The 25,444-nt window shown below is 69.2% G+C and carries 20 protein-coding genes and 1 pseudogene; 7 read left to right on the forward strand and 14 right to left on the reverse strand.

Annotated features, from left to right (window positions below; all coding sequences use genetic code 11):
• Position 1: 1 nt before the first annotated feature.
• Positions 2-988, reverse strand: coding sequence for a linear amide C-N hydrolase (locus OG408_RS39670; protein WP_326674356.1), 987 nt, complete (start codon positions 986-988; stop codon positions 2-4).
• A gap of 340 nt (positions 989-1,328) precedes the next feature.
• Between OG408_RS39670 and OG408_RS39675 the strand changes: the two genes are divergently transcribed.
• The 4 genes from OG408_RS39675 to OG408_RS39695 all read left to right on the forward strand — a co-directional run bounded on the left by OG408_RS39675 (position 1,329) and on the right by OG408_RS39695 (position 5,183).
• Positions 1,329-1,850, forward strand: coding sequence for an NUDIX domain-containing protein (locus OG408_RS39675; RefSeq protein ID WP_326674357.1), 522 nt, complete (start codon positions 1,329-1,331; stop codon positions 1,848-1,850).
• Positions 1,851-2,632: 782 nt separating this feature from the next.
• The gene (locus OG408_RS39680; protein WP_326674359.1) at positions 2,633-3,274 is read left to right on the forward strand and encodes a histidine phosphatase family protein; all 642 of its coding nucleotides are present in this window, start codon (positions 2,633-2,635) and stop codon (positions 3,272-3,274) included.
• Between the two features lie 300 nt (positions 3,275-3,574).
• On the forward strand, positions 3,575-4,429 hold the full coding sequence (locus OG408_RS39685) for a carbon-nitrogen hydrolase family protein (protein ID WP_326674675.1): 855 nt from the start codon (positions 3,575-3,577) through the stop codon (positions 4,427-4,429).
• A gap of 265 nt (positions 4,430-4,694) precedes the next feature.
• Positions 4,695-5,183, forward strand: coding sequence for a DinB family protein (locus tag OG408_RS39695; protein ID WP_326674361.1), 489 nt, complete (start codon positions 4,695-4,697; stop codon positions 5,181-5,183).
• 129 nt (positions 5,184-5,312) lie between these two features.
• On the opposite strand, the pseudogene OG408_RS39700 reads toward OG408_RS39695, so the two are convergent.
• The 6 genes and pseudogenes from OG408_RS39700 to OG408_RS39730 all read right to left on the reverse strand — a co-directional run.
• Positions 5,313-5,599: pseudogene (locus OG408_RS39700) on the reverse strand (sugar phosphate nucleotidyltransferase); the annotation flags it as partial.
• Positions 5,600-6,143: 544 nt separating this feature from the next.
• Complete coding sequence (locus OG408_RS39710; RefSeq protein WP_326674362.1) at positions 6,144-7,085, reverse strand: alpha/beta hydrolase family protein; 942 nt, start codon at positions 7,083-7,085, stop codon at positions 6,144-6,146.
• A gap of 194 nt (positions 7,086-7,279) precedes the next feature.
• The gene (locus OG408_RS39715; protein ID WP_326674363.1) at positions 7,280-7,747 is read right to left on the reverse strand and encodes a hypothetical protein; all 468 of its coding nucleotides are present in this window, start codon (positions 7,745-7,747) and stop codon (positions 7,280-7,282) included.
• A gap of 138 nt (positions 7,748-7,885) precedes the next feature.
• A complete protein-coding gene (locus tag OG408_RS39720; RefSeq protein WP_326674365.1) occupies positions 7,886-8,458 on the reverse strand; it encodes a VOC family protein in 573 nt (190 codons plus the stop codon).
• 164 nt (positions 8,459-8,622) lie between these two features.
• The gene (locus OG408_RS39725; protein WP_326674366.1) at positions 8,623-9,471 is read right to left on the reverse strand and encodes a fumarylacetoacetate hydrolase family protein; all 849 of its coding nucleotides are present in this window, start codon (positions 9,469-9,471) and stop codon (positions 8,623-8,625) included.
• Between the two features lie 634 nt (positions 9,472-10,105).
• Positions 10,106-10,585, reverse strand: coding sequence for an Lrp/AsnC family transcriptional regulator (locus tag OG408_RS39730; RefSeq protein WP_326674368.1), 480 nt, complete (start codon positions 10,583-10,585; stop codon positions 10,106-10,108).
• A gap of 278 nt (positions 10,586-10,863) precedes the next feature.
• Between OG408_RS39730 and OG408_RS39735 the strand changes: the two genes are divergently transcribed.
• The gene (locus OG408_RS39735; protein ID WP_326674370.1) at positions 10,864-13,191 is read left to right on the forward strand and encodes a transketolase-like TK C-terminal-containing protein; all 2,328 of its coding nucleotides are present in this window, start codon (positions 10,864-10,866) and stop codon (positions 13,189-13,191) included.
• Positions 13,192-13,390: 199 nt separating this feature from the next.
• On the opposite strand, the gene OG408_RS39740 is transcribed toward OG408_RS39735, so the two are convergent.
• The 7 genes from OG408_RS39740 to OG408_RS39770 form a co-directional block, all read right to left on the reverse strand.
• On the reverse strand, positions 13,391-14,581 hold the full coding sequence (locus tag OG408_RS39740) for an amidohydrolase family protein (RefSeq protein ID WP_326674371.1): 1,191 nt from the start codon (positions 14,579-14,581) through the stop codon (positions 13,391-13,393).
• A 601-nt stretch (positions 14,582-15,182) separates the two neighbouring features.
• A complete protein-coding gene (locus OG408_RS39745) occupies positions 15,183-15,857 on the reverse strand; it encodes a GntR family transcriptional regulator (protein ID WP_326674373.1) in 675 nt (224 codons plus the stop codon).
• Positions 15,858-16,060: 203 nt separating this feature from the next.
• The gene (locus tag OG408_RS39750; protein WP_326674375.1) at positions 16,061-17,161 is read right to left on the reverse strand and encodes an amidohydrolase family protein; all 1,101 of its coding nucleotides are present in this window, start codon (positions 17,159-17,161) and stop codon (positions 16,061-16,063) included.
• Between the two features lie 265 nt (positions 17,162-17,426).
• Positions 17,427-19,046: an FAD-dependent monooxygenase gene (locus OG408_RS39755; RefSeq protein WP_326674377.1), complete on the reverse strand. Its 1,620-nt coding sequence runs from the start codon at positions 19,044-19,046 to the stop codon at positions 17,427-17,429.
• Positions 19,046-19,954, reverse strand: coding sequence for an alpha/beta hydrolase (locus OG408_RS39760; protein ID WP_326674378.1), 909 nt, complete (start codon positions 19,952-19,954; stop codon positions 19,046-19,048). Before OG408_RS39760 ends, OG408_RS39755 begins: the two co-directional genes overlap by 1 nt.
• 304 nt (positions 19,955-20,258) lie before the next feature.
• Positions 20,259-21,719, reverse strand: a complete 1,461-nt coding sequence (locus tag OG408_RS39765; protein WP_326674379.1) for an aldehyde dehydrogenase family protein — start codon at positions 21,717-21,719, stop codon at positions 20,259-20,261.
• 91 nt (positions 21,720-21,810) lie between these two features.
• Positions 21,811-22,770, reverse strand: a complete 960-nt coding sequence (locus OG408_RS39770; protein ID WP_326674380.1) for an amidohydrolase family protein — start codon at positions 22,768-22,770, stop codon at positions 21,811-21,813.
• A 106-nt stretch (positions 22,771-22,876) separates the two neighbouring features.
• Between OG408_RS39770 and OG408_RS39775 the strand changes: the two genes are divergently transcribed.
• Together OG408_RS39775 and OG408_RS39780 are read left to right on the forward strand one after the other, a co-directional pair.
• Entirely contained in the window at positions 22,877-24,484 is a 1,608-nt protein-coding gene (locus tag OG408_RS39775; RefSeq protein WP_326674381.1) for a bifunctional 3-(3-hydroxy-phenyl)propionate/3-hydroxycinnamic acid hydroxylase, read from the forward strand.
• A gap of 130 nt (positions 24,485-24,614) precedes the next feature.
• Complete coding sequence (locus OG408_RS39780; RefSeq protein WP_326674383.1) at positions 24,615-25,433, forward strand: IclR family transcriptional regulator; 819 nt, start codon at positions 24,615-24,617, stop codon at positions 25,431-25,433.
• The last annotated feature ends 11 nt before the right edge of the window (positions 25,434-25,444 follow it).

Below are 25,444 nucleotides of genomic sequence, written 5' to 3' on the forward strand. Positions count from 1 at the left end.
GTTACCGCGCCGGGAGGAAGTGCATCGGCGGCGTCGGAATGAAGCGGTCGGTGACGTCTCCGACGAGTCCGCCTTCGAGTCCGCTGTCGTTGGCCAGATCGAGTTTCAGCGCAGGTGCACCCTCGGAGAGATCGAGGCCGGACATACGGACCCAGACAATATTGGGCCGCGATGTCGACTCGTAGATGTAGATGCCGTTGCTCAGGTCCGCGAGCGTGCGCCAGATGGTCTCTGAGGCGTAGGGCTTGTCAGGGTCGGCCACGCGGAAGGGCTGGGCGGCGTTACGCATCACGCTCAGCAGTGAGGCGACCGCCTCGGTCGTGCCATGGGGCTGCGGAAGCCTCGTCAGGTAATACGCCGCGCGTGCGAAACGGTCCGAGGGATCGGTCCCGCCAGGCAGCGGCTCGTTGCCACCAAGACCTTGGATGGTCCGGAGGTGTGCGAGCTGCTCCTCGAACGGAGGCGAGTTGGTGACCACCGTGTAGGCCCGGTCATGGTGGACCCGCGGCGTTCCGTCCAGGTATTCCACGATCGCCGAGTCACCCGACCGGTCGTCCAGTGCCATGTGCAGGGTCACCGACTTCCCGCTCGACGGGTCGCTCTGCGCCACCACTTGGAGCTGTGAGCCCTCGATCCACTCCACCGCTTCGGCGACGGTCGCGAAGTTGTCAAGGACGTACTGCATCCAGACCGCCGCGCTCAGCGCCGGGCGGCTCTCGTCCCGCTCGCCGTAGTCGGACTCCGGGAGAAAGAGCTGATGCGCCGCAAGGCCGGCCTGGTTGATTCCGTCGACAGTCATCAGGTCGTGTGCGCCGGCGACCAGGCTTCCGTATGCGGATGTCCAGGTCAGGGCTGCGTCGAGCCCGTCATCGCGGACCATGCCGCTGGGGAACGCCCAGAGGTTCGTCCGCATGTCCTCCATCCAGTCCATGTTGCGCCCGGCAAGAACTGCCCCGCCCGCATCCGCCCAGAGTGCTCGCGTGCACATAGATTCTCGCCTTCCGGATGCCTGAGATCCGAACTAGACCCGTGGCGGACAGTTTCTGCCCGCGTTTCGTGACTCATTATGACGTTTTGGGTAGAAAGAATCCCATCTATCGGGCGTGACACTTCAGATGGAAGTCAGCGCAGGTGGAGCCTGACGTGGATGGTGACCTGGATATATGCGTGCCACGTGGCGCCGGCCCGCCAGCCGGAGCGATGCGTGTCGGATCTGGGGGATGGCGGCGGCCGGCGGCCTGGAACGAGGCGGTACGGACCGGGTCATCTCGTGCTGCTGGCCCGCGAACTCTGAGCGCTCGGTGTCAGCTGCCTCATAGGCTTCGCGGATGAATGATCATCCGCTGTCAAACTCCCGCGCCGAACCCCCCGCACGCGACGCTGATTTGCGGGTCAGTGCTCGCGCTGTGGTGCTGGATCAGGCGAGTCGGGTCCTTCTGATCCGGCACTGCGACAAGGGCCAGGAGTTCCACGTGCTGCCCGGCGGACGGGTCGACCCTGGTGAGACGGCTGCCGAGGCCGCCGGCCGTGAGGTGCTGGAGGAGACCGGATTGCAGGTCACCATCGGTGAACTGCTCTGGGTCCGTGAGTACCTACCGGAGCGGCACCCCGGCAATCCGTACCACCGCACGCAATTGCAGCAGCTCCAGCTGTACTTCAAGGCCCAACTGGAGCCCGGAGCCGCCTTGCCGGCGACTGCCCCGGATAGCACGCAAACGGCCGTTGTCTGGCATCCCCTGGCTACGCTGAGCCAGTTGGTCCTGCTTCCACTGGGGCTACAGGCCCCGCTTGCAGGCCTTGGCACGGGTCAGGCCGCAAACACTCCGGTGTACTTCGGTGACCTGATCTGATCCTGATATGTCGCAGACACCGCGAGGTCTGGTGCCTCACTGATGGTTGGCGGAGAGGCAGCAGGCCCTCGCCGGTGGGGAGGAACTCCGCTGACATTGTGGCAGGCGCTGCTGGGTCGTGCGCTTCCCACCCGCGGTCCTCGGTCTTCGGTACACCGATCCGGCCGAGCGCGTACGGAAGGTTGGCCTCGCCCGTACGGCAGTGGCATCGGATGGCGAGGGCGGCTTCGGAACCGCGTCAACTCTGAACGGTATACCTGGCCGCTGAGCGCGATAGTTGGACGGTCAGATCGTTGCAGTTGGCCTGCGCATGCCGGAATCCGCCAGGAGCCCAGACGGTGAGCGCGACCGGTGTGGGTGGGGCCGTGGCGGCGTCGTCCTGAAGCGTGGTGAAACCTGCCGGGGGACGCCGCGCGGGGCGTGGCGTGGTCGTACGCATACGCGATCATGCCGTAGCCGTACCGAAGCGCACTGAGAAAGGGCTTGAGGGATGTGGACTTGGTGAGGGATCTGGGCCACCCGGACCGGCACGTCGCTGCGGCGGCCGTATTGGCCGCGGGGTCGTTTTCGCTGCGCTCCATCGCGTTGCCCGTGGGTCACGACCGCCTGATCGGCTTTATTCACGAGTCTCGGCAGCGCTGAGGTACTTGCCAGGGCAGCATCGGGGTGCTCCTGGTGAAAGGCCCCGGTCATGCCGCAGATGTCCAAGGTCGAACTGTAAGAGGCGATCCGGCGTGATCACCGTGCCGAGATGAATAACGTTATCTACAGGAGGGCAACTGATGCGCACTCTTTACGTCGTCACCCATCCGGAGGCGACGCACCACGTCGAGGGAGTCGTTGGCGGATGGCATGACTCGAAGTTGACGCCCGCTGGCGTCCGTGCGGCCGTCTCCATCGCGCAGGCGTTGCGGGCCCAGGTCCCGGACGGCGCCGAAGTGGAGCTGTTCTCCTCGGATCTGCAGCGCACTCTGCGGACGGCCGAGGAGGTGGCCAAACTGTTCGGAGTGAAGCCGATTGTGGACCGCAGGCTGCGGGAGAAGTCCTATGGTGAGGCGGGGGGAAAACCGCAGGAGTGGCTGGACCGGCGCTTCGTCCCCCCGCCGGCTGTCGGGGAGCGAATGGACCACGACGAGGGCGTGCAGGGTTCCGAGACCAAGGCTGCGTGGGCGCAACGCGTCTACGCAGCAACCGACGAGATCCTGCAGAACCCTTGCGAACATCAGATCATCGTGACGCACGGAGGCTCCCTGACGTTCGTCGTGGCGTCCTGGATCAAGATGCCGATCGAGTCGGCCGGCTATGCCAGTTTCCGGGCCCCCTCCGGGAGCATCACCACGCTCCGCGAAGACGACTTCTTCCACAACCGCCAAGTCGTCAGCCTCGGTGACACTCTTCATCTCGGCTCCGCACAAGCTGGCTGACCTCAGACTGGCCCGCATCGACGGCCCGCCGCCCGCGAGGGCGGCGGGCCGTCCCACACTGACGTCATCTCTCTCTCGTGAACATTCCCGAGCCCGTCGACGTCCCTCTGCTGCCCAACGTGCTGGACAAACTCTGCTGTTAAGAGTGACCGAAGCCACCTGATGCTTCGTCGGCCACAAGGCCGCCTCGTGTCTGGGCCAGCTCCGGCCTCGGGTCGAGGGCGCTGGTGTCGGAACTGGTTATGCCCTACCGTCCATGGCGTGGCGAGGACTCTGCGGCTGGCGGTTGCACAGAGCACGGTGCCGGAGGACCCCACTGATCGAGAAGCGCTGCGGGCGGCAGGGCAGGAGATCCGGGCTCTGATGGTTGAGGCCGCCGGAGCGGGTGCGCGGCTGGTGCAGTTCCCCGAGGGTGCGGTCACCTATCCGAGCAAGCACGTGATGGCGGCGGGCCCGGCCGGCGAGTGGGCACCGGCTGACTGGACCCGTGCCGCGTGGGACGTCCTGCACGAGGAAGCGGAGTCGATCACCGCGCTGGCGCGGGAGCTCGCCCTGTGGACGGTGTTCGGTTCGATCCACCCGCTCACACCGCCGAACCGGCCGCACAACAGCCTCTACATCGTCTCCGACCGTGGCCGGCTGATCGCACGGTACGACAAGCGTTTCCTGTCGCACACCGAGATCTCCTACCTGTACTCCCCGGGACAACAGCCGCTCGTCGTCGAGGTGGACGGCATCCGGGTCGGCTTCGCGCTGTGCATCGAGGCCAACTTCCCGGAGGTGTTCGCCGAGTACGAGCGCTTGGACGTCGACTGTGTCCTGCTGTCGGTGATGGTCGACGACGCGCCCCGGGCCCGCGTCGCCCAGGCGTACGGGACGCTCTACAACTACTGGCTCGGCTACTCGGTCCCGGCCCAGTTCAGCACCACCGTGCCGTCCGGGATCGTGGCGCCCGGCGGTCGGTGGCTGGCACGCTGTCCCGCGGACGGACGGCCCGCCCTGGCAATCGCGGACATCGACCTCGACTCGCAGGACGATGACATCACCATGGCCCTTCGCTACGCCCGTCCGTGGCGCCGCTCGGCCCGGGACGGACTCTACGGAGATCGGCTCCCAGTCGGCGACCCTCGCAGCGACACCCGCACAGCGTTCTGAGACCGCCCAACTGCCAGCCCCCCGACCGGACTCATCCACTGGCGCCGCCGCCGTGGAATAGCTCGCTGGCAGCGCCATACGGTCGAGTGCGGGATCAACCGCCTCAAGAGACAGCGCGCGGTCGCCACCCGATACCACAAGCTCGCGGTTCGCTACGAGGCGACCGTCCTCGTCGCCGGTATCAACGAGTGGCGGTGACCCGCGGCCGCCACACAGTGGGCAGTTTGCTGCCGTGCTTGTCAGTGGCCCCTGGCACCATGCGCGCATGAACACAGAGAGCAAGGAGAAGATGACGCTGTCGGCGTTCCTCGCGGCGCAGCGCTCCAGTGTCCTGGCCATCGTCGACGGGCTCGACACGCAGGCACTGACCACACCCATCCTGCCCTCCGGCTGGACGCCCCTCGGGCTCATAGAACATCTGGGGCACGTGGAGAGGCACTGGTTCCAGGAGGTCGTCACCGGAGCGGCCGAGCCGTTGCCATGGCCCGATGACCATGCACCGTTGACGACACCGCGTGCGCCGGAGGTGGTCTTCGCCTTCTACGACGACCAGTGCCGCCGTTCCGACGTCGTCATCGCCCGCACCCCGTTGTCGGCACCCCCGCGGGGGCGGCACCCCGAGCCCATGGGGGACGAACTCGCCGACCTGCGCGGGATCATCCTGCATGTTGTTGAAGAGACCGCGCGGCACGCCGGCCATATGGACGTCGTCCGCGAACTCCTTGATGGCCGAACGGGACTTGGACCTCGCTGAGCACCGGCCCGTAGCGCTGACCGGCACCCGGCTCGCACTCTCGCTACACGCCCTGGTCGCAATGCCGTTCGGGTAGGGGTGCGATCGGCGGTGCACCTTGGGTGTTTCGGCTGGTGATACGGAAATGCAGTCCGCGACTTCGTCCACCGCGTCGGCAAGGTGGGCCTTTCCGTCGGCCCTGAGCTGTTCGGCCAGCGCGGGGGAGGGAGGAAATGCTCCTGGATAAGGTTCTTTCCCTGGGAGACGACGATGGTGATGTCGGTGATTCCGGAGGCGACGAGTTCACAGACGGTGTGCTCGATGACGGGCTTCTCGCCGATCGGCAGCATCTCTTTCGGGATGGCCTTGGTCAGGGGCAGCAGCCGGGAGCCGATACCTGCGGCAGGAATGACGGCCCGGCGGATATTGGTGGGCATGGTTGCCTTCTCTGCGGATCGAGTGCCACGCCGGCAGGCAGGGCACGGGGACGCTACCAACCTGCGTCGCGCGCGGGTGCGCGCTCGATGCTCGCGGCACTCGGTCGTAGACGCCGTCGGCCAGTTGGATACGACCGGCGTGGCGGGCTCGTCACTTACCCGCACCGCCCTGCTGGCCGACATCATCGACGAACAGGAACGACGCTGCCCGCGCTCGGAACCGGTCGCTCAGAATGCGTGCCGTCACAGCGAGCAACGTCCCGGCGCCCCGCCGATCTGTGCCCGCCGCGGCCGACGGCGGTGCTGGCCCGGCAACTTCATGCCGACCAGGGCTACGACTACGCCTGCCTGCGGCCATGGTTACGCGAGCGAGGCATCACGCGCCGCATTGCCCGCAAGGGAGTCGAGTCGTCGCAACGACTGGGCCGCCACCGCTGGACCGTGAAGCGCACCACGGCCCGGCTCGTCGGTTGTCGCCGCCTTCCCCGTCGCCACGAACACAAGGCAGACCACTTCCTCGCGTTCACCGGCATCGCATGCACCCTCAGCTGCTGCCGCCGGTTGACGGCGTGACATGGCTTGTGAGCCATTGGCTTACCTTGGCGAGGTATCCGGGAACGAGGGCCGCTGAGCCCTCTGTCTGCAGACGATGATCACCGCCCGGGAGCACCTCCACAGTCAGGGTGGCGCGGTGAAGGCGGGCGGAGTGGCAGGCGGCTGCGGCGAAGACACGGATGCTGTCGGCGACCGGCACCGTTGAGTCCGCACCACCGAATAGCGCCAGATGCGGGCAGCGCAGCTGGAGCAGGTCCGGAGTCGGGTCGTGGTCCTGCTTCCGCTTCAGGAACGACCAGAGGCGTTCGTCCACGTCGCCCCAGTAGTAGGCGAGTCCCGGCGGCGCTCCCGCGTTGTCGACGAGCTGTTGCGCCGTGGAGAAGTCGGCGTTGCGTCGGCCTGCTTCCGCCAGTTGGTCGTACAGGGTCAGGGTGCGGCGGACCTCAGGGTGCCCATCACCGTGTAGACCCTTGAGGTGGTTGCCGAGGGCGTAGCGTTCCTGCTCAGCAGGGCTCACTCCCGGGCAACTGCTGGTGACCACCCACGGCAGGTCACCCCGCGCCGAAGAGGCGCGCAGAGCAACCCAGCCTCCCTCGCTGTGCCCAAAAAGTCCCGCGGCTTGAGGTTGAACCCCAGGCTGAGCACGGAGAAAGCTGAGCGCGGCGACCGCATCGGCCGCCAGATCATCCATGGTCGCTGCGCGCCAGTCACCAGATGACCGGCCAACACCGCGCTTGTCATACGAGAGCACGGCAAATCCAGCCTCTGCGAGGTGCTGCTGGATCGGCTGGAAGTATGTGCCGTTGTCCCTGTCGGTCGGCCCGGACCCCCCGACCAGCACCACGCCACCAACGGGCGGGTCGGCCTCAACCGGCACGCGCAGTGAACCGGCCAGCTCTACCTCCCCGTTGGCGAACGTGACGTCTTGCACTCTCACGCTTCTCATGAGCTCAGTCTCATGGTTCTGGACGGACCTCGTTCGGTTGATCCGGAACCTCGCCCGTGCAGAACGGAACCTCCCGTGAGCTTCCACCAGTGCCCTACAAGACAAGGCGATCAGGGCGGGGACGGAGAGGATCAGGTCATTGGTGCAGCCAGAACCGCCGTACGGCGTGAGCGCCGCTCTCAGGCGTGGACCGGGTGGGCGGCTTCCGCGGCGAGGCGCTGATAGGCGCGACGGACCTCGGGCACCAGACGGGCCGCGGCCTCGGCGTCGGCGTGTTCCGTCCGGAGCTTCAGGATGTCCCCGCCCCGTCGCGCCTCGGGCACGTCCGCGCCCCGCGCCGTGATCAGCGCGTGGAAGTGCGGATGGTTCTCACCGAAGACCAGCAGGTACGTCGCGGGCGCACCGGTCACCTCCGTCACTGCCGCGACCAGATCCCGGGCACGGCGGCCGAACGCGGCCAGTTCCGCTTCGTCGAGCCCGGTGATGCGCTCGGCGTGGCGGCGGACCCGCAGAACGAACCACCCGGGTACGTCGTAGCCGGAAACCGAATCCCCCGACCACAAGGGGTCTCGGAAGACAACGGAAGCGTCGTCGTTCTGTTCCAGGCCACACATGAAGCAGTCGGCCCGGTGGGCGGGTGTGCTCAACGATTGTCCTCGGGGTAGTGGGGTTTGGGGTTGGGTGCTCGAGCGAAAGCGAGTGACCGGCCGCGACCGCTGAGCGAGGGCTGCCGCCGGAGTGCCGGGACTGCTTCCGGCACCCCGGCTCCGGTCCCCGTTCCGCGCTCAGACGGCTCCGGTGAGGACCAGCATCGGGTCGGGCAGACTGCTCCTGAGCGCCCAGGACCGGGGGATCAGGTCCTCGACGGCGGCGCCGGAGCGGCGGGCGGTGAGCATGGCCTCGGGGTCGAAGGCGGGGCCGACGGCGTCGGACCCGTACTCCGGTCCGTTCATGTAGCCGGTGGCCTCGTCGGGATCGGCGAAGTTGTCGATCTGCATCTCGACGAAGCCGCCGTCCGGGTCCTGGTAGTACATGGACGTGGTGACTCCGTGGGCGATGCACACCGCGGGGGTGACGCCCTTGTCGCGCAGGAGTTCGTAGCGCACGAGAAGGTCGTCGAGGTGCTCGAAGGTGTAGGCGACGTGATGGGCGCCCGCAGTCGTGGGCGTCTTGCGCTCCAGCGGGACGGGCGGGGTGAGCAGGGCGACGCGGTGGTGCTCCTCGTCGTAGGTGAGGAAGCACAGGGTGTCGTTCTGGAACACCACATGTCCGTCCAGGACGGCGCAGTACCAGTCCCGCATGGCGGTCGGGTTGCTGGTCTGGAAGACGACATGCGCGAACTTCGGTGCGGCGGTCATTCGATCCTCCTTGATCGAATCTGCGGGTGCGTCCATGGGAGGTGCGTCCGCGGCCGCCCCGGCGGGACGGTGGACGACCGGCGCGCCCGCACTCTCGGTGCCTTCGTCACGGTCGTGACGTGCGTGCTGCCCCGTGGAACACGGGCCGACGTCGGGTGGTGGGTTCAGGGCTGTGCGGTGAAGCGCTGACGCAGCTCGCCGATGCCCTCGATCGTGCTGACCAGCTCGTCGTCGGGCGCGAGCCAGCGCTGGGGGTTCCGGGCGAGGCCGACACCGGCGGGGGTGCCGGTGAAGATCACGTCTCCGGGCAGCAAGGGCATGACCGAGGAGAGGCGGGCGATCAGATCCGGAACGGGGAAGATCATGTCGCTGGTGCGGCTCTTCTGGACCTCTTCGCCGTTCACCGTGCAGCGAAGCTCCAGGTCGTCTGGGTCGGCGAACTCATCCGGTGTGACGAGCCACGGACCGGTCGGAGCGAAGCCAGGAAAGGACTTGCCGAGGCTGAACTGGGGTGATGGTCCGTCGAGTTGGGTGATGCGCTCGGAGATGTCCTGGCCGGCGGTGAGGCCGGCGACATGGTTCCAGGCGGCGTCCGCGGTGACGTGGTGGGCGCGGGTCCCGATGACGACGACGAGTTCGATCTCCCAGTCGGTGTGACCGTCGGGCGGGAGAACGACCTCGGTGAGGGGTCCGCTGAGGCTGGAGGCGAACTTGGTGAAGACCGGCGGCATGCTGTCGGGCAACGCGAATCCGGCTTCGGCCGCGTGGTCCCGGTAGTTGAGCCCGGCTGCGATGAGCTGGCGCGGGGCGGGCGCGGGCGCGTCCAGTTGTGTGGGGTCGAAGACGTCCCCTTCGGGCAGTCGGGCCTGCGCCGCCCAGTCGCGGAACTCCTCCCATCGCTCGTAGACGGCTTGCGGGTCCGCGGTGAAGAGGCCGCCGCTGGCCTGTTCGACGTCGACGGCCAGGCCGTCGACGACGAGTGCCAGGCGGCCGGCGAGGTTGGCGATTCGCACGAAGTTGCTCCTGGGTGTCTGATGCGTGGCACGTGTCCGGCGGGGGCGAATGCCTCAGGCGAGGAAGCCCTTCCCTCGGGCGCCGAGCAGGTGAGACCCCGTCACGGACCGTGTACAGGAGGGCAGGCGGGGGCGGTCGTGTGGCGAAGTGTGTGGCGGCGCCGATGTCTTCCGTAGCCGCCCCGGGGTGATGCGGGCGCCTGTACGTGGGCTTACGGGGGTGGGTAGTTGGCAGTCTGGCCGGCCACCCGGTGACCATGCCGGCCGAAGGCTTGCGGGTGCTGAGGGATCACCATGGTCGGCTCCAGTCGGCGAGGTGTTCCGGAGGGCGCGGTCCGTCGCCCACGGAGGGCCCGGTCCTTTGGGCGGCTTGAGGGAGGGCCGTCCCGCGGTGCCTGCGGGGCTGATCACACAGTAGGGCGCTATATGTGATAACAGCAAGGCTTCAGGCGGATGAACTTGCCGAACGGGAGGGTGCAGCCGGCCACGCGAGTCCGCGCGGTACGAAGGGTGGGATGTGCGGGACGGGGACACTTGCTCCGCGGTCGCGCCCGTCACCTGCGCCGGATTTCGGGCGGGGTGTGCACCGCGATGCCACGCGACTGCCACCCTCGGGCAGCGGTTCCCGCCTGGATCAACGTGCGGCGGACCGGCGCAGGAGCGGCGCTATCCGGTAGTCGACCATCCGGCGCATGACGAGAGCCGTGCTCGTCCGCTCCACTCCGGGGATGTCGAGGATGAGGCCGGCCACGCGGTACAGATCCTCGGCGTCGGTCGAGACCACCTGCACCAGGAGGTCCGTATCACCGCTCAGCCCGTGGACCTGGAGAACTTCGGGAATCGCCGCGAGCGCGTTCGCGACCTCGGCCAGCCGCCGCTGGGCGACCTGGGTGGTCACGAAGGCGGTCAGCGGATAGCCGAGGGCCGACGGGTCGATGCGCCGCTCGAACGACTCCACGGCACCGCTGCGGTCGAGCCCCGCCAGACGAGCCTGGACGGTGTTGCGACTCAGCCCGCTCTCCTCGGCGAGCGCGACAGTGGTGGCACGGGGCTGCGCGGTGAGAGCGAGAAGCAGCCGCGCGTCGGTGGAGTCGATCCGCTCACGATTGGGCACTGTGCGCACCTTCCGGGGTCGCGGGGGCGGGTGGATGGGCGTTCTGCGCAATCTCACCACAGGTGCTTGTGCACCTTCCTCGCCCGGTGGTCTCCTCATCGGCAACGTCCCCGCGGCCGGCGCCTCCGCAGCCGCCCGCGCACCCGTCGTCAACCCGCCTGACTGGCCTGGGTACCGCCGGTGCGCCCGTATCTCACACCGCCGCATTCCGCTCCCTGCCCATCCGGCCGCATATCGGCACACAGGGGTGTGTCACAGCGCAAGGAGACCGATTCACGATGCCCAACGTATCCATCACCCCACGGCCGGCCACTGCCGCCGATCTGGAAGTGCTCAAAGCCGTCGAGGACCGTGCGCTGTGGCTGTCCAGCGCGATCGTGCACCACGCCAACCGCGTACGGCCCAATCCCTCGGGGCTCAAGGTCGGCGGGCACCAGGCCTCGTGCGCCTCGATGGTGTCCATCATGACCGCACTGTGGTTCCGTCACCTGGGTCCCCAGGACCGGGTGTCGGTGAAACCTCACGCCTCCCCGGTCCTCCACGCGATCAACTACCTGCTGGGCGAGCTCGACGCCTCCTACCTCCCCACCCTGCGCGCCTTCGGCGGTCTGCAGAGCTACCCCAGTCGCTCCAAGGATCCCGACCCGGTCGACTACTCCACGGGATCGGTCGGCATCGGGGCCACGGCGACGATCTGGGGCGCGCTTGCCCGCCGCTACGCCGGAAAGAACACCGGTGGCGGGTTCGCCGGCCGGCAGTACGCCTTGGTGGGGGACGCGGAACTGGACGAGGGGGCGGTGTGGGAGGCGATCGGGGATCCGCAGGTCGCCGACCTCGGCGAACTCGTGTGGATCGTCGACCTCAACCGCCAGTCGCTGGACCGCGTCGTGCCGACCATCGCCGCCACCCGCCTGCGGGACACGTTCGCCGCAGCCGGATGGCAGGTGCTCGTACTCAAGTACGGCACGCTCCTGGAGGAACTGTTCGCGCGGCCCGGCGGCGAGGCCCTGCGGGAGCGGATCGACGGCATGTCCAACGCCGAGTACCAGCGTCTGCTGCGCTGCTCGGCGGGCGAGTTGCGGGACCGGCTGCCCGGCATCGGCCCCCGCGCCCAAGAGGTCGCCGCACTGCTCGCGGACATCGACGACGCGATGCTGTCCGAGGCGGTCCGCAATCTCGCCGGCCACGATCTCGCGGCTCTCGACACCGCACTCTCCGAGGTGGACGACCGTCGGCCGACGGTGATTCTGGCCTACACCGTCAAGGGTTACGGCCTGCCCACCCATGGGCACCCGCAGAACCACTCGACGCTTCTGACGGAGCAGCAGATGCGTGAGCTGGCGGATGCGGTGGGTACCGATCTCGACGATCCCTGGGAGAAGTTCGCCGCGGATTCGGAGGAGGGGCGGCTGTGCGCCGAGGCCGCGGCCCGGCTGCACCGCGAGGGTGTACGGGCCGCCGAGGCGCCGGCGGTTCCGACGGACATCGGCCGGACGCCGGCCGGCGTGGCAACCACGCAGGCCGCCCTGGGCCGGGTGCTTCTCGACCTGACCCGTGCCGCCCCCGAGGCCGCGCGCAGGGTGGTGACGGTCAGCCCGGACGTCAGCTCGTCGACCAATCTGGGCGGCTGGGTCAACAAAGTCGGTGTCTGGTCGCCCACCGAGCGGGTGAACTGGTTCGCCGACGACGCCGAGACCATCCTGCACTGGAGGGAGCGTCCGACGGGTCAGCACATCGAACTGGGCATCGCCGAGACGAATCTGGTCGGCCTGCTCGGGGAGCTCGGCACGACCTGGAGCCGATGGGGCGAGCCTCTGCTGCCCATCGGCGTCATGTACGACCCGTTCGTCCAACGCGCCCTGGAGCCCTGGTCCTTCGGCATCTACGCAGGCGGACAGTCGATCCTCGTGGGCACCCCCTCAGGTGTGACCCTCGCACCTGAGGGCGGTGCACACCAGTCCATCACCACGCCCTCCCTCGGCATCGAACAGCCCGGCTGCACCACCTGGGAGCCGGCATTCGCCCTCGACACCGAGTGGGTGCTGCTGGCCGCTCTCTCCCGCCTCGGCCGCCCCGACGGCGGCTCGGCGTACCTGAGGCTGTCGACCCGCCCCGTCGACCAGACGCTCACCCGCGTCCCCACCGACCCGGCAGCCCGCGAGCGCCGTCGCCGGCAGGTCGTTGCCGGCGCCTATCCTTTGCGCCGCCGGGAGGGAGCCCGCGTCACGATCGCAGCCATGGGGGCCGTCGTCACCGAGGCGCTGACCGCGGCGGACCGCCTCCAGCAGATCGGCATCCTCGCCGATGTCGTGTGTGTGACCAGCCCGGGTCTGCTGTACAGGGCGCTGGACGCCCGGGCCGGGCAGGGCGATGCGCCCGACTGGATCCTGGACCAGGTCTTCCCCGCCGAGCGGGCCACTCCGCTGGTCACGGTGCTGGACGGGCACCCCCACACGCTCGCGTTCCTGGCCACCGTCAACGGTGTCGCGAACCGCAGGCTCGGAGTCACCGAATTCGGTCAGTCCGGTTCCCTGGAGGAGGTCTACCGGTACCACCGGATCGACGCCGACAGCATTGTGGGTGCCGCGCTCGATCTCGCCGACTGAGGAGAGGAGCGCGGCCCCGGTCGAGGGCCGGGGCCCGCCCCGGCCGGCAGTCCAGCCCCCGGACGGCGGTTCACCGCTGTCCGGGGGCTGGGGCTCGTGATGTGAGGACGGCCGGCTCGACAGGTGACGAGTTCCCGCCCCGGCTGCCGCTTCCCGTCCGCCCGCCGTGCCGGTGGCCGGACGGAGGCCGGACGGCCGGTCAGGTGCCGGGGGAGTACTCGATGCCGCCCACCCAGACGCGCTTGATGTTGCGCGTCGCCCGTATGTCGGCCAGCGGGTCACCGTCGATGAGCAGGAGGTCGGCGCGGTATCCGACGCGGATCGCGCCGCGGTCCCGTAGCCCGAAGGCCTGGGCCGGCAGGCTGGTCGCCGAGTTCAGAACCTCCCGAGTGGTGAGCCCGGCGCGGACCAGCAACTCGAGTTCATGGTGCATGCTGACGCCGTAGGCCGGCTGGACCGGAATGCCCGGGGTGCTGTTGGAGTCGGTACCCGCCAGGATCCGCGCACCGGCGTGGCGCAGAGCGGTGACGCTGCCCTCCGCAGCCGCGTAGTCGAATCCGGGTATGCCGAGAGCGGCGAAGCCTTCCATCATCGTGAGGGTGGGGACCGCGACAGGGCCGCCGGCGGCATACCGCGCGGCGACCGCGGGGGGCAACGGACTGTCCAGGGGCACATGGTGGATCATGTCGACGCCCGCGGCCAACGCACGTTCCACCGTGACGCCGGAGGTCGCGTGGGCCATGACGAGCTTCCCGGCGGAGTGAGCCGCCTTCACCAGGGCCTTGACGGTCTCCGGGGCCAGCCCCGGCTCCTCGACGATGATCTTGATGTAGTCGGATTTCTCGGCGACCCGGGCGCGTACGAAACGGGGGGCCTGCTCCGGTCCGGTCACGACCCCGTCCGCGGGGAAGGTCGGCAACTGGCTCTGCGGGCTTCCGGGCGCGACGGCCGGTGTGCCCGCGCTGCGAATGTCGGTGAGGCCTGGCCGGTGGCGCAGAGCGTCGACGGCCGACGGCGGGAACGAGGCCATGTCCAGACCTGTCGTCACACCGTAGGCGGTCAACTGCTGCAGTGTGCTCAGGTCCTTGAGGTGGAGGTGGGCGTCGATCAGTCCGGGCAGCAGGACGGCGCCGCCGCAGTCGACCTTGCGGGCGCCGAAGGTGCTGACACCGATCCGGCCGTTGTCGATGACCACGGTGCGCGGTGCGGTCAGTCCGTTGCCGTCGAAGACCCGGGCATTGGTCAGTGCCACGTTTCCGTCGAACCCGATGGCACGTTCCCGGGCCTGTGCGGTGGTGGGCGCCGCCAGAGCCTGTACTCCGGCGACACCGATTCCGGCCGCCGCGGCCGTCTTGAGGAACGCACGTCGGTTTCCGTCATTGATGCACATCGTTGTGCCTTTCTGCCAGGCGAGCGCGGAAGGTGGGCTGTTCATGCCTTCGGGCCGGTACGTGGCCACGGTGTCGGTGGGCAGTACGGCACCTGAGGTTTCGCGGGAGCAAGCCATACGGGGCAGAGCGTTCCGGACTCGGATCGCGTCCGGTGGGGCGGCCGGCCGGTGCGGCATCGGCGATTCCGGCCGAGGCGAACGCAGGCCGGAAGGACGGGTCGATGCCGTGAAGAGAGCCGACAGCACCATGTCCTTCACCGGAACCTAGCTGCTATATGTGATAACAGCAAGCCTCTGGTGCCCCTCCTTCGTTGGCTTGGGGTCGCGGGGTGCCTGGCGCAGGCGGGCGGGACGGAGGGCGACCCGCTGCCGCGCCGAAGAAGAGCGGGCCACGGGTCACGGGTGGGGCGAGGCGACCGGAACGCCCTGTACGACGCGCGATGTCGTCCGCCGAGCACCGCACGGCTGTCTGCGCGCGGCGGTGGTCGGCCCCGGCACCATCGCGATGAAACCCTCAGTACGCCGCAGCCTGATTAGGTGACAGCCGCTCCGGCCCCCATGATTTCGTGGCAGCAAGTCATGAGGGACTCGGCGCCGCTTCTCAGGAAAGCGCCGACACGGCGATCTTCTCGTTGCGGGCGAGGTGTTCCTCGACGGCGGCTGCGACCGCGTCGGGGTCGCGGGTGCGGAACGTGGCGACGAGGCCGGTGTGCGCCTTCCCGCGTCGCTCGTGTTCTGCGGGATCCGGGTCGAGCTGGCCGAAACCGATCCGGATGTAGCGCTCGCCCGCTCGCCAGAGGGTCGTCAGGAGCCGGATGTCCCAGGCGGTCGCGGCAGGGGCGAGGAGGGCGAGGTGAAAGGCGTGGTGGCCGTCGTAGATGTCGGCCATGCCGTGGTCCCTGGCTCCGAAGTCGAGGGCCTGCGCGTCGAGGCCGTCCAGCTCATCGTCTGTCAGGAGGCGGCACGAACGCCGCGCGATCTCCGGTTCCAGGGTGCGTCGCAGACGGTAGATGCCGTGCAGGTCGTCGAGGTCGAGGGGGGCCACGACAGCGCTGCGGCCCGGCCGCATGATGACCAGGCCCTCGCTCTCCAGACTCCGCAGGGCCTCGCGGATGGGGATGAAGCTGATGTCGAGCATTCCCGCCAACTCGCGCAGTGAGTACTCCCCACCGGGTGCAAGCGTGCCGGCCAGGATGGCCCGGCGCAGCTCTTCGGTGGCCTGCTCCACCACCGACCGTGACGTGATGGGCTGTACGGCCCCTCTGGGTGTCGCCACGCTCGGTCCCTCGCTTCAGCTGTCCGTCAGTTGATATCAACTATAGCGAGGCGTGCGAACGGAGTTCCGTCCGCCGGTCAGGGCCGTCGTCGAACGGGGCGCGGGCGGCCGCTGCGGCAGGCGGGCCACCCGCGCCCCACATGAGAACCCGGGCCCGCCCACCCTCTCCCGGGGAATGGCGGGTTCGAGGTGCCAGCACGCGGTTACAGCCGCAGGATGCGCTCGGCGTTGCGGTGGGCGATCTTCTGGATCTGGGCGCTCGGCAGGCTCGCGTGACGCAGGAATCCGACGGCCTGTGCGCTCTTCTCGAAGGGGTAGTCGATGGCGAAGAGCACGTTGTCGATACCCACGGCCCCCACCGCGGCCCGGAGCATGTTGTCGTCCATCACCCCGGACGTGGTGATGGCGATGTTCTTCCGCAGGTATTCGGAGGGCTTCCTCTTCAGCGCCACCCGCGTGACGATGTTGTCGATCTGCACGTCGAGGCGCGACATGTGGAAGGGCAGGAACTCGCCCATGTGGCCCAGGATGAGCCTGGCCCCGGGGAAGTCGTCGAAGACTCCGCCGAGGACGACGCGCAGAGCGTGCCCCGCGGTCTCGGCCGCCCAGCTGTACAAGGGGCCGACGAGCTCGGGCCGGTCCTTCAACAGGCCCCAGTCGCCTGCCGGGGCCGGCGTGGGATGCAGGTAGAGGGCGGCGCCGAGTTCCTCCAGTGCGGCCCACACCTTCCGGAACTGCGGTTCATCCAGGTAGTGCCCGCAGGTGTGGCCGTTGACCAGGAACCCGGCCATCCCGAGGTCGCCCATCGCGCGCCTGGCCTCGCGTACGGCTGCCTCGGGATCCTGTAGCGGAAGGGCGGCGAGGCCGCCGAACCGGGTGGGGTGCGTGGCGATGATGCCCGCCAGCGCGTCATTGGCACGTTGGGCGTCCGCCACGGCGATGGCCGCGTCGGGCTGCATCTGCACCCCCGGGGGAGCGAGCGACAGCACCTGCATGGTCACACCGTTCTCGTCCATGTCGGCGAGCCGGTACGCCGTGATGTCCGGCAGCCGCTTCATCCACTGCGCAACGACTTCGGGCTTGAACGGGATCGCGCCGTTCAGCGCCGTGCCCTGGGTGACGAGGCCGGGCAGCAGAACCGCTTCCTCGATAGCGATGATCTTCATGCGGTTCTTCGTGCCGTGTCCGCCCCCGTGGGCCTGGGCAACGCCGGTGTTCAGCAGCGCGGAGGAACCACCGAGGGCGACGCCTGTTCCCGCTGCCCTGTTCAGGACCTGGCGTCTCGTCCATGTGTGAGCACTCATGTCTCCTGCTTCCGTCGGGATGAAGGTGTTCCTGGCCACGCCGGGTGCGGCGCTGGGCTGCGGTGCGCCCAAGCCGCCCGGTCGGGTTCGTCTTCAGGGATGGGTCCGCCCCGGCCGTATGGCAGTTGGGACAGGGCACGGCCGGGGCGGGGTCTGGTGGGGGTGCGCGGGCGCCGGCGGCCGGCAGGGGCACTGCCGGCCGTGAGCGGATCGACGGGGCGACGCGGTCCTGACGGGCCGGAACACCCAGGGATCCGGGGGCTTCTCAGCCCGGTCGGGGGCAGCCCCTCAGCGTGTCGATGAGGGCCAGGACCTGCTCGGGAGGCTCGTCCCCCCGCCATCCGACCACCTGGTCAGGCCGGATCAGGAGAAGACGCGAGCCGAACACCTCGGCGTAGGGGTGGCGGCTCGTCGCCTCCGACAGGTCCACCACCCTGAGCGGGACGTTCCGGGCTCGGGCAGCCTCCTCGATGACCTTCTCCGACGTGCCGCGTTCCAGGACCAGGAGCGTCAGATCGGCGCCGAGCAGGTCATAGAGGGAACGGCCGTCTCCGAGGAACACGTGGGGCAGCCGGGCTCCGGTCCGCGCCACGTGGTCCCGTCCGTCCGGGTTCGCCGGGACGATCGGGGAGGCAGCGATACGCAGCCCGAGAACCAGGTCCAGCGAGTGGAACTCCACCCGTTTGGTCTCCTGGATACGTGCACCCGCAGCCCGACGGGCCTGCCCTCCGGCCCGGTCGCCCTCGTCGAGGTTGTCGGCGAGCAGTTCGGTCGAGAGCACCCGCATGTTGGCGGTCGCCTCCTGGATGACCCGCTCCTGGACGGGGCGGCGCTCGATCTCGTAGCTGTCGAGCGCCTCGGCGCCGCCCCAGCCCTCGAGCACGGCCGCGAGCTTCCAGCCGAGGTCGACCGCGTCCCCGATGCCGGTGTTGAGACCGTGGCCGCCGAACGGCGGATTGAGGTGCGCGGCGTCCCCGGCGAGGAACACCCTCCCGTCGCGCATCCGGTCGACCATGCGCATCTGGGCGGTCCACGGATCGGTGGAGAGCACGTCGGCCCGTACCGGCCGGCCTGCCACACCGTCAATGATGCGATGAGCCTCCCGTTCCCCGGTCTCCCGGTCGACACCGAAGGCGATGGCCCACCAGGAGCCGGCGCGGTCCAGCGGGCCCACCAGGGCCGGAGCGGACGGGTTGACGATCCAGTACTGGACGGCAGGTCCGTGCCGCACGTGGTCCATGAGTTCGGTGCTCTCGAAGACCATGCCGAAGTTCGGGCGCAGGGCCGCGCCGCCCACGTAGCAGGAGCCGATCTGGTCCCGCACGACGCTGCGCGGGCCGTCGCAGCCGATCACGTAGTCCGCGGTGACGCCGCTCCGGCCCCCGAAGGAGTCCTCGACGGTCACGGACACCGTGGCATCGTCCTGCTCCACGGCGACGACCCGCGACCCGAGGACGAGCCGGCACGTGTCGAGCCCGTCGACCGCCTCGCGCAGGATCTCCTCCAGGAGGTACTGGGGCGCCTGCTGTCCGACTTCCGGGAAGCGGTCACCCTCGGGCGTGAGCCCGAGGACGCCGGAGAAGCGTGACAGTTCCCAGCCGGTCAGCGAGGTGCAGAACACGATGTCCTGCGACCACGACGTGGGAAGCGGAGCCAGTGTGCGAAGCCGGTCGGCCAGTCCCCAGCGGCGCAGGTGTTCCATCGTGCGGACGTTGAGCGTCTTGCACCGGGGGCGGGCCCTGGAGACGGTGGGGCGGGGTTCGACGACCAGGCAGTCGACACCGCGCCGCCCGAGCTCCATGGCCGCGGCCAGGCCGACCGGGCCGCCACCGGCGATGAGGACCTGGACCTTCCGCGGCAGCCGGTTGTTCTCGACGGAGGGCATCAGTTGTTGTTCTCGCCTCTCCGCTGTGCCGCGGCCCAGGCCGTGCACTCCTCGGCGAACGCCAGTTGCCGCAGATGAGTGGCGAAGCCGAGTGTGTGGTGGTCGATGCAGTGGCCCGTGCCGCGGGCGACACTCGCGTCCACGAAGGGGGCCGCGGTGAACAGTGCGGCGAAGCGGGCGACGTTCGCCGCGCTGCTGTCCCACAACGCGTCGAACTCGGCGAGCGCGTTGTGCACCGGGACGCGGACCCGGGGTGCGAGGGTGGTGAGGTGTTCCCTCGGCCACGCGGGAGCCTGGACCAACTCCCGTACGGGCACGGGGGCGTAGGACCCGTGTGCTTCCTGCACGCTTGCGGCTCGGTACGTGTGCGCCGGCCCGAACATCACCCGGTCGCGTTCCTCGTACGGCAGATCCACCGTCTCGTCCGGCGGGAGCGAGCCGAGCGCTTCGGCTGCCCCGCCGGGAGGGATGACGGCGCCCATTCCGGTCGCCGAGACGCCGATCAGAGGGATACCCGGTGCGGTGGCGGCGATCATCAGGGCGATCATTCCGCCTATGGAGTGCCCGACGAGGAGAACGCTGTCGGCCGCGAGGCGCGCGGTGGCCTGCTCCAGGGCGCCCCCCAGCAGTTCCGCGTGCCGATCGAAGGTGTTGTCGTCCGGGGCGAGAGGCGTGCTGCCGCCGTAACCCGGGCGGTCGAAGGCCACGACCGGGTAGCCGTGGGCGGTGGCGACGTCGATGAACGACCCCTCGGGCGCGCCCGCGACGTCGAAATACTGTGCCGTGTACGTGCCCCCGTGCAGGGCGGCGATCAGCGGTTTGCCACTCGATTCGATGGGGCCGGCGGTAACCGCCGTGAGCTTGTGTCCGTCGACCTCGAAGGTCAGAAGGTCGCGCTGCTTGGCCATCTTTGGCCTCCTGCCAGGGGTGGGTGCCGGCGAGCCGCAGGGATGAGGCTTCGCGCGGAGAACGGCGAGGCGCATCTCGCGGGGGCCGGCCTGCGAACGAGGGGCCGATGGCCTGGCTCGGTCGGTGCCGGCCCTGCGAGACTAAGCGCTATATGTGATAACAGCAAGGGTTGTGACGGGCCGTGAGGGAGCAGACGGGGGACCGGACGAAGGGGCGTGCCGCGCGCCGTTTCCCGGACCGGCGCGCCGGGAACGTCCCTCCTTCCACCTGCGTCGGGTGTCGCCGGTGCTCACCCCTCGCCCGTCACCCGACGGGCGGTGCGTAGTCCTGGGTGATCTGCTTGTACTCGAGGAAGTCCTCCATCGACGCGAGGCCCCCGAGCCGGCCCACGCCGCTGGACTTGAAGCCGCCCTCCTCGAACTCCACGGTCAGATTGGCCCAGCTGTTGACGGAGATGAGACCTGCGTCGAGCCGGCGCGCCACACGCACCGGCCGGTCGGCGTCACGGCTCCAGATGCAGGCGCTGAGACCGTACTCGGTGTCGTTGGCGAGGGCGACGGCCTCCGCCTCGGTGTCGAAGACCTGGAGGGTCTGCACCGGGCCGAAGGTCTCCTCCTGGACGATCGGGAGCGAGGAATCCGGGACCGCGAGGAGGGTGGGGTGGTAGAACGCGCCGCCGGCCAGGTCGGGGCGGGTGCTCGGACCGCCGCGGACGAGGGGCTTCGCGCCGGCTGCGATCGCTGCCTCCACGGCAGCGTCGACCCGGGCCACCGACGCCTTGTCGATCAGGGGGCCGATCTGGCTCTCCGGGTCGGAGGCCGGTCCGGGACGGACGCTCTCCAGCCGCTCGGCCAGGGCCGAGGTGAACTCGTCGGCGATCTCCCGCTGCACCAGGACCCGGCTGCCGGTCATGCAGAACTGCCCGGCGAAGACGGTGCACGACGCGACCACGGTGGCGAGGGCGGCGTTCAGGTCCGCGTCGGCGAACACCAGGTGAGGCGTCTTGCCGCCCAGTTCGAGCCCCACCCGCTTGAAGCGGGCCGCCGCGCCCTGCGCCACGAGGCGCCCGGTCTCGGTGCTGCCGGTGAAGCTGATCACGGGCACCCGGGGGGAGTCGACCAGCAGGCGTGCGACGTCGGAGCCGGACTCGACGAGCACGTTCACCGCTCCCTTCGGCAGTTCGGGAACGGAGGCGAGGATGTCGCTCATGAGCGCCGCCGTCCGCGCCGCCTGGCCCGGCATCTTCACCACCGCCGTGCACCCTGCCGCGAGGGCCGGGGCGAGTGCGCGTATGCAGAGGTACGCGGGGGAGTTCCACGGGACCACGATGCCGGCGACTCCGACGGGCTGACGGATCGACATGGCCTGACGGCCCGGCTGGGTGTCGGTGATCCGGCCGTGCGGTTGCAGGGCGAGCCCGGCCGCGAAGCGCAGCGCGCGGAGGATGAAGTGCGCCTCGAAGCCCGCTTCGTGGCGGAGTTTGCCGTTCTCCTGGCACAGGGTGCTGATGACCTCGTCCATGCGCGCCTCGTACGCGTCGGCGAGATGGCTCAGGGCGGTGGCCCGGATCATCGGGTCCAGGTGCCAGGTGCCTGACGTGAAGGCGCGGGCCGCCGCGTCGATGGCGGCTTTCCCGGCCTCGGTGTCGGCTTCGGCATAGGTGCCGATCACTTCGCCCGTCGCCGGATCGATGCTGTCGGAAGTCCGTGACGAACCGATCAGCTCGCCGTCGATCCAGTGCCGTACGGGGTTCTCAAGGGCCATGGCGGCCGCTCCTTGCTCAAGAGGAGGGGAGGAAGGGGTGCATGAGTGTGCCGGGACGCCGGCATTCCCTCGTGCGGAGTGCGGGTCTTCGTTACAGGTGGAGCAGCTGCTCGGCGTTGAGGTGGGAGATCCTCGCCCGGTCGGACTCGCTGATCGGAGCCGAGTCGAGGAAGGCGGTGGCGGTCGCCATGTCCTCGAAGGGGTAGTCGGTGCCGAAGAGGATGCGCTCGGGGCCCAGGGCGAGCAGCGCGCACAGCAGGGGCGGAGCCGAGCAGACGCCGCTGGTGGTGACGTACAGGTTGTGCCGGAGATACTCGGAAGGGTTGCCCCGGGCGAGCTCGACGCCGTGGTGATTGTGGTATTCCCAGCGGGAGTCCAGCCGCCACATCACGTAGGGCAGGCCCTCGCCCATGTGGCCCAGCAGCAGTTTGGCCCGTGGGAAGTCGTCGAAGACGCCGCCGAAGACACACCGCAGGAAGTGTGAGGCGGTCTCCGTCCCCCAGCTCCACATGGGGCCGATGAGCTCGGGGTGCCCCTCGATGACGTGCGGCGTGCCGACGCCGTTGGCGGGGTGAAGGTACAGGGGCACGTCCAGCGCCTCGGCGCGCTCCCACACCACGCGGAGCTGCGGGTCGTCGAGGTAGCGGCCCTGGGTGTGCGCGTTCACGAGGGCGCCCCGCATGCCCAGTTCGGTCACCGAGCGATCCAGCTCCTTGGCCGCCGCCTGCGGATCCTGCAGGGGCAGAGCGGCGAAACCCGCGAACCGGTCGGGATGGTCCCTCACGACGTCGGCGAGCAGATCGTTCACCGCTGTCGCCCGGGCGACGGCGACGACGGCGTCCGTTTCCGCCTGGATCCCGGGCGAGTTGAGGGACAGCACCTGCACGTCCAGGCCTGCCGAGTCCATCTCCGTGAGCCGCTCTCCGGTGATGTCGAGGAGCCGCCGGGACGCTTCGCGCCACTTCGACGGCTCGATGATCGAAGCCGAGCCGGCGCCGTAACCGACGAGTTCCGGCGTGACGAAGTGTTCTTCAAGGCCGATGGTGCGCATCGCTCAGTGCCTCATTTCACTTATATGCATTGACTTCATGGATAGTGAAACGTACGTTCCGTCGGTGTCAACCCATCGGAAGGGGTCCAGAAAATGGAGGTGCCCGATGACAATCACGAGTGACGCGGCCGGAGATCCCACCCAGAGCGGGGCTGTGGTGGACGTGGTCGTAGTGGGTTACGGACCGGTGGGCATGGTGGCGGCCGGCCTCCTGGGGCAGGCCGGGCACCGGGTCCTGGTGCTCGAACGGTACGAAGGCCTGTACAACTTGCCGCGAGCGGCGAGCTTCGACGACGAGACCATGCGCACGCTCGCCCGCCTCGGCGTGGCCGCAGAGCTGCTGCCCAAGGTGCGGGTGCAGCGCACCTACGAGTGGCGCAACGGGAGCGGAGATCTGCTGATGGAGCAGCACTTCGCGGAAACCGGGCGCAGCGGCTGGGCGGAATGGAACATGATGTACCAGCCGGACCTGGAGGAGGCGCTGGACGGCGTCTGTCGGTCGATACCCCAGGTCGAGGTGCGGCACTCCAGCCCCGTCGTCGCGCTGGAGCAGGGCCGGGACAACGTCACGCTCACCGTGGACGGGCCCGGCGGTCCTCGGCAGATCACCGCCCGCTACGTCCTCGGATGCGACGGAGGCAACAGTTTCGTGCGGTCGGCACTCGGCGTCGGGACACAGGATTACGGCTTCTCCGAACCGTGGATGGTGTGCGACTTCCGCTTCCGCCGCCCCACTGCGGTCCCCTGCGCGCTGCAGCTGGGTGATCCGCTGAGTCCGACGTCGGTCATCTCGCTGGGCCCGGCGCACCACCGGTTCAGCTTCATGCTCGACTCCGTCGACGACTTCGGAACCGAACGCGATCCGGAGCGGGTCTGGAGACGCGTCGCGTCCTACCTCACCCCCGACGACGCCGACCTGATCAGGGTCGCCACCTACACGTTCCGGTCCCTCGTCGCGGACGACTGGCGGCGCGGCCGGGTCCTTCTCGCGGGCGACGCGGCGCACCAGATGCCGCCGTTCCTCGGTCAGGGCATGTGCTCGGGATTCCGTGACGCGCAGAACCTCGCCTTCAAACTGGACCTCGTCCTGTCCGGAGCCGCGGGGGAGGACATCCTCGACACATATCAGCCGGAGCGCGAGCCACATGTGCGCGCGGTCACCGAGAAGGGCATCGAGCTCGGCCATCTGCAGACCCTCAGGGACCCCGGACGCGCCGCGGAGCGCGACCGCGTGCTGTTGGCCCGGCGCGCGGAGGCCGGCTCTCCGGAAAGGATGAGGCTGCCGGGTCTCGACGACGGTCTGTTCGCCCGGGTCTCGGGCGCCGGCCGGGGCCGGCTGTCGGTCCAGGGTGTGGTGCACGACGGCACGCGCAGCGACCGTCTGGACCAGATCGTGGGCGGCGGCTTCCACCTGATCGTCGACGAGGAACTGCTCGGCGCCCTGGAGCAGGATCACCTGCTCGACGACCTGATCCTGGCGGGCGTGCGGGTCGTCGCGCCCGCCGGCCGGATCAGCGCACATCCGAGGGCGCTGTCCGTCCGCGACGTCCACGGCACCTACCGGGACTGGTTCGACGAGTTGCGCTGCACGGCCGTCGCGGTCCGCCCCGACTTCTACGTGTACGGGACCGCCGGCACCCCTGACACGGCCGTCGCCCTCGCCGGCGAGCTGCTGAGCACGGTGCGAAGGCCCACAGCGGTCCCGCGCAGTTGAACGTCCTCCGGTAGCGACACCGCGGCCACACCTCCTGGGGACCCCGTGAACTCGGCCGGCGAGCCGAGGAGCGACCCCGCACGAGGAGAGGCCCGGAGCCCGCGGCCCGGCACTCACTATGATCGCCTCTGTGACAGCTCAGCTTCCCTCCGAACCCGCGAACAACGAGGCATCACCGGCGCGACAGGGCATCCAGTCCGTCGAGCTGGCGATGACGGTGCTGCAGGCCCTCGAAGAGGGCCGCGGCCCGATGAGCCTGACGCAGATCGCCACGGCCAGCGGGATGCAGCCGAGCAAGGCACACCGCTACCTGGTCAGCCTGGCCCGCGTCGGACTCGTCGCCCAGTCCCGCAGCTCCGGGCGCTACGACATGGGTCCGTCCATGCGGCGGCTCGGCGTCGAGTCGCTCCGCAGGATGGACGAGGTGGCGCTGGTGAGTGAACATCTTCCCGGTCTGCGGGACCGGACGTCGCATGCCGTCAACCTCGCGGTGTGGGGCGACCACGGACCTGTTGTCGTTCGCTGGGAGTACGGCGCCCACGCCCTGCCGATCACTGTGCGCATCGGTGCCACGATGCCGTTGCTGAACAGTGCCATGGGCGGGGTCTTCCTGGCTCATCTGCCCGCACAGCTCACCGACCCTGTGCTCCGCGTCCAGCTGGAAGAGGGCCGGCTGGACTCGGCCACGACGGAACGTGTCCGCAAGATCCGTTCCGATGTTCTGGACAGCGGTGTGGCCACCACCTGGGGAGGGGTGATTCCCGGCGTCACGTCGGTGGCGGCCCCGGTGTTCACCGCCGGCGAGTCACTTCCGCTGGTCGTCACCCTCGTCATGCCGACACGCGGCACCACGGAGGACTCGCTCGCAGGGCTTTCGGCGGAACTGCTGCGCTCCACGCGCTCCATGTCCGAAGAGCTGGGCTACGCGCCGCACCGCGACGACGCATAGCGCATGTGCCG

It is taken from the genome of Streptomyces sp. NBC_01257 (assembly GCF_035917255.1).
Taxonomy (GTDB): domain Bacteria; phylum Actinomycetota; class Actinomycetes; order Streptomycetales; family Streptomycetaceae; genus Streptomyces.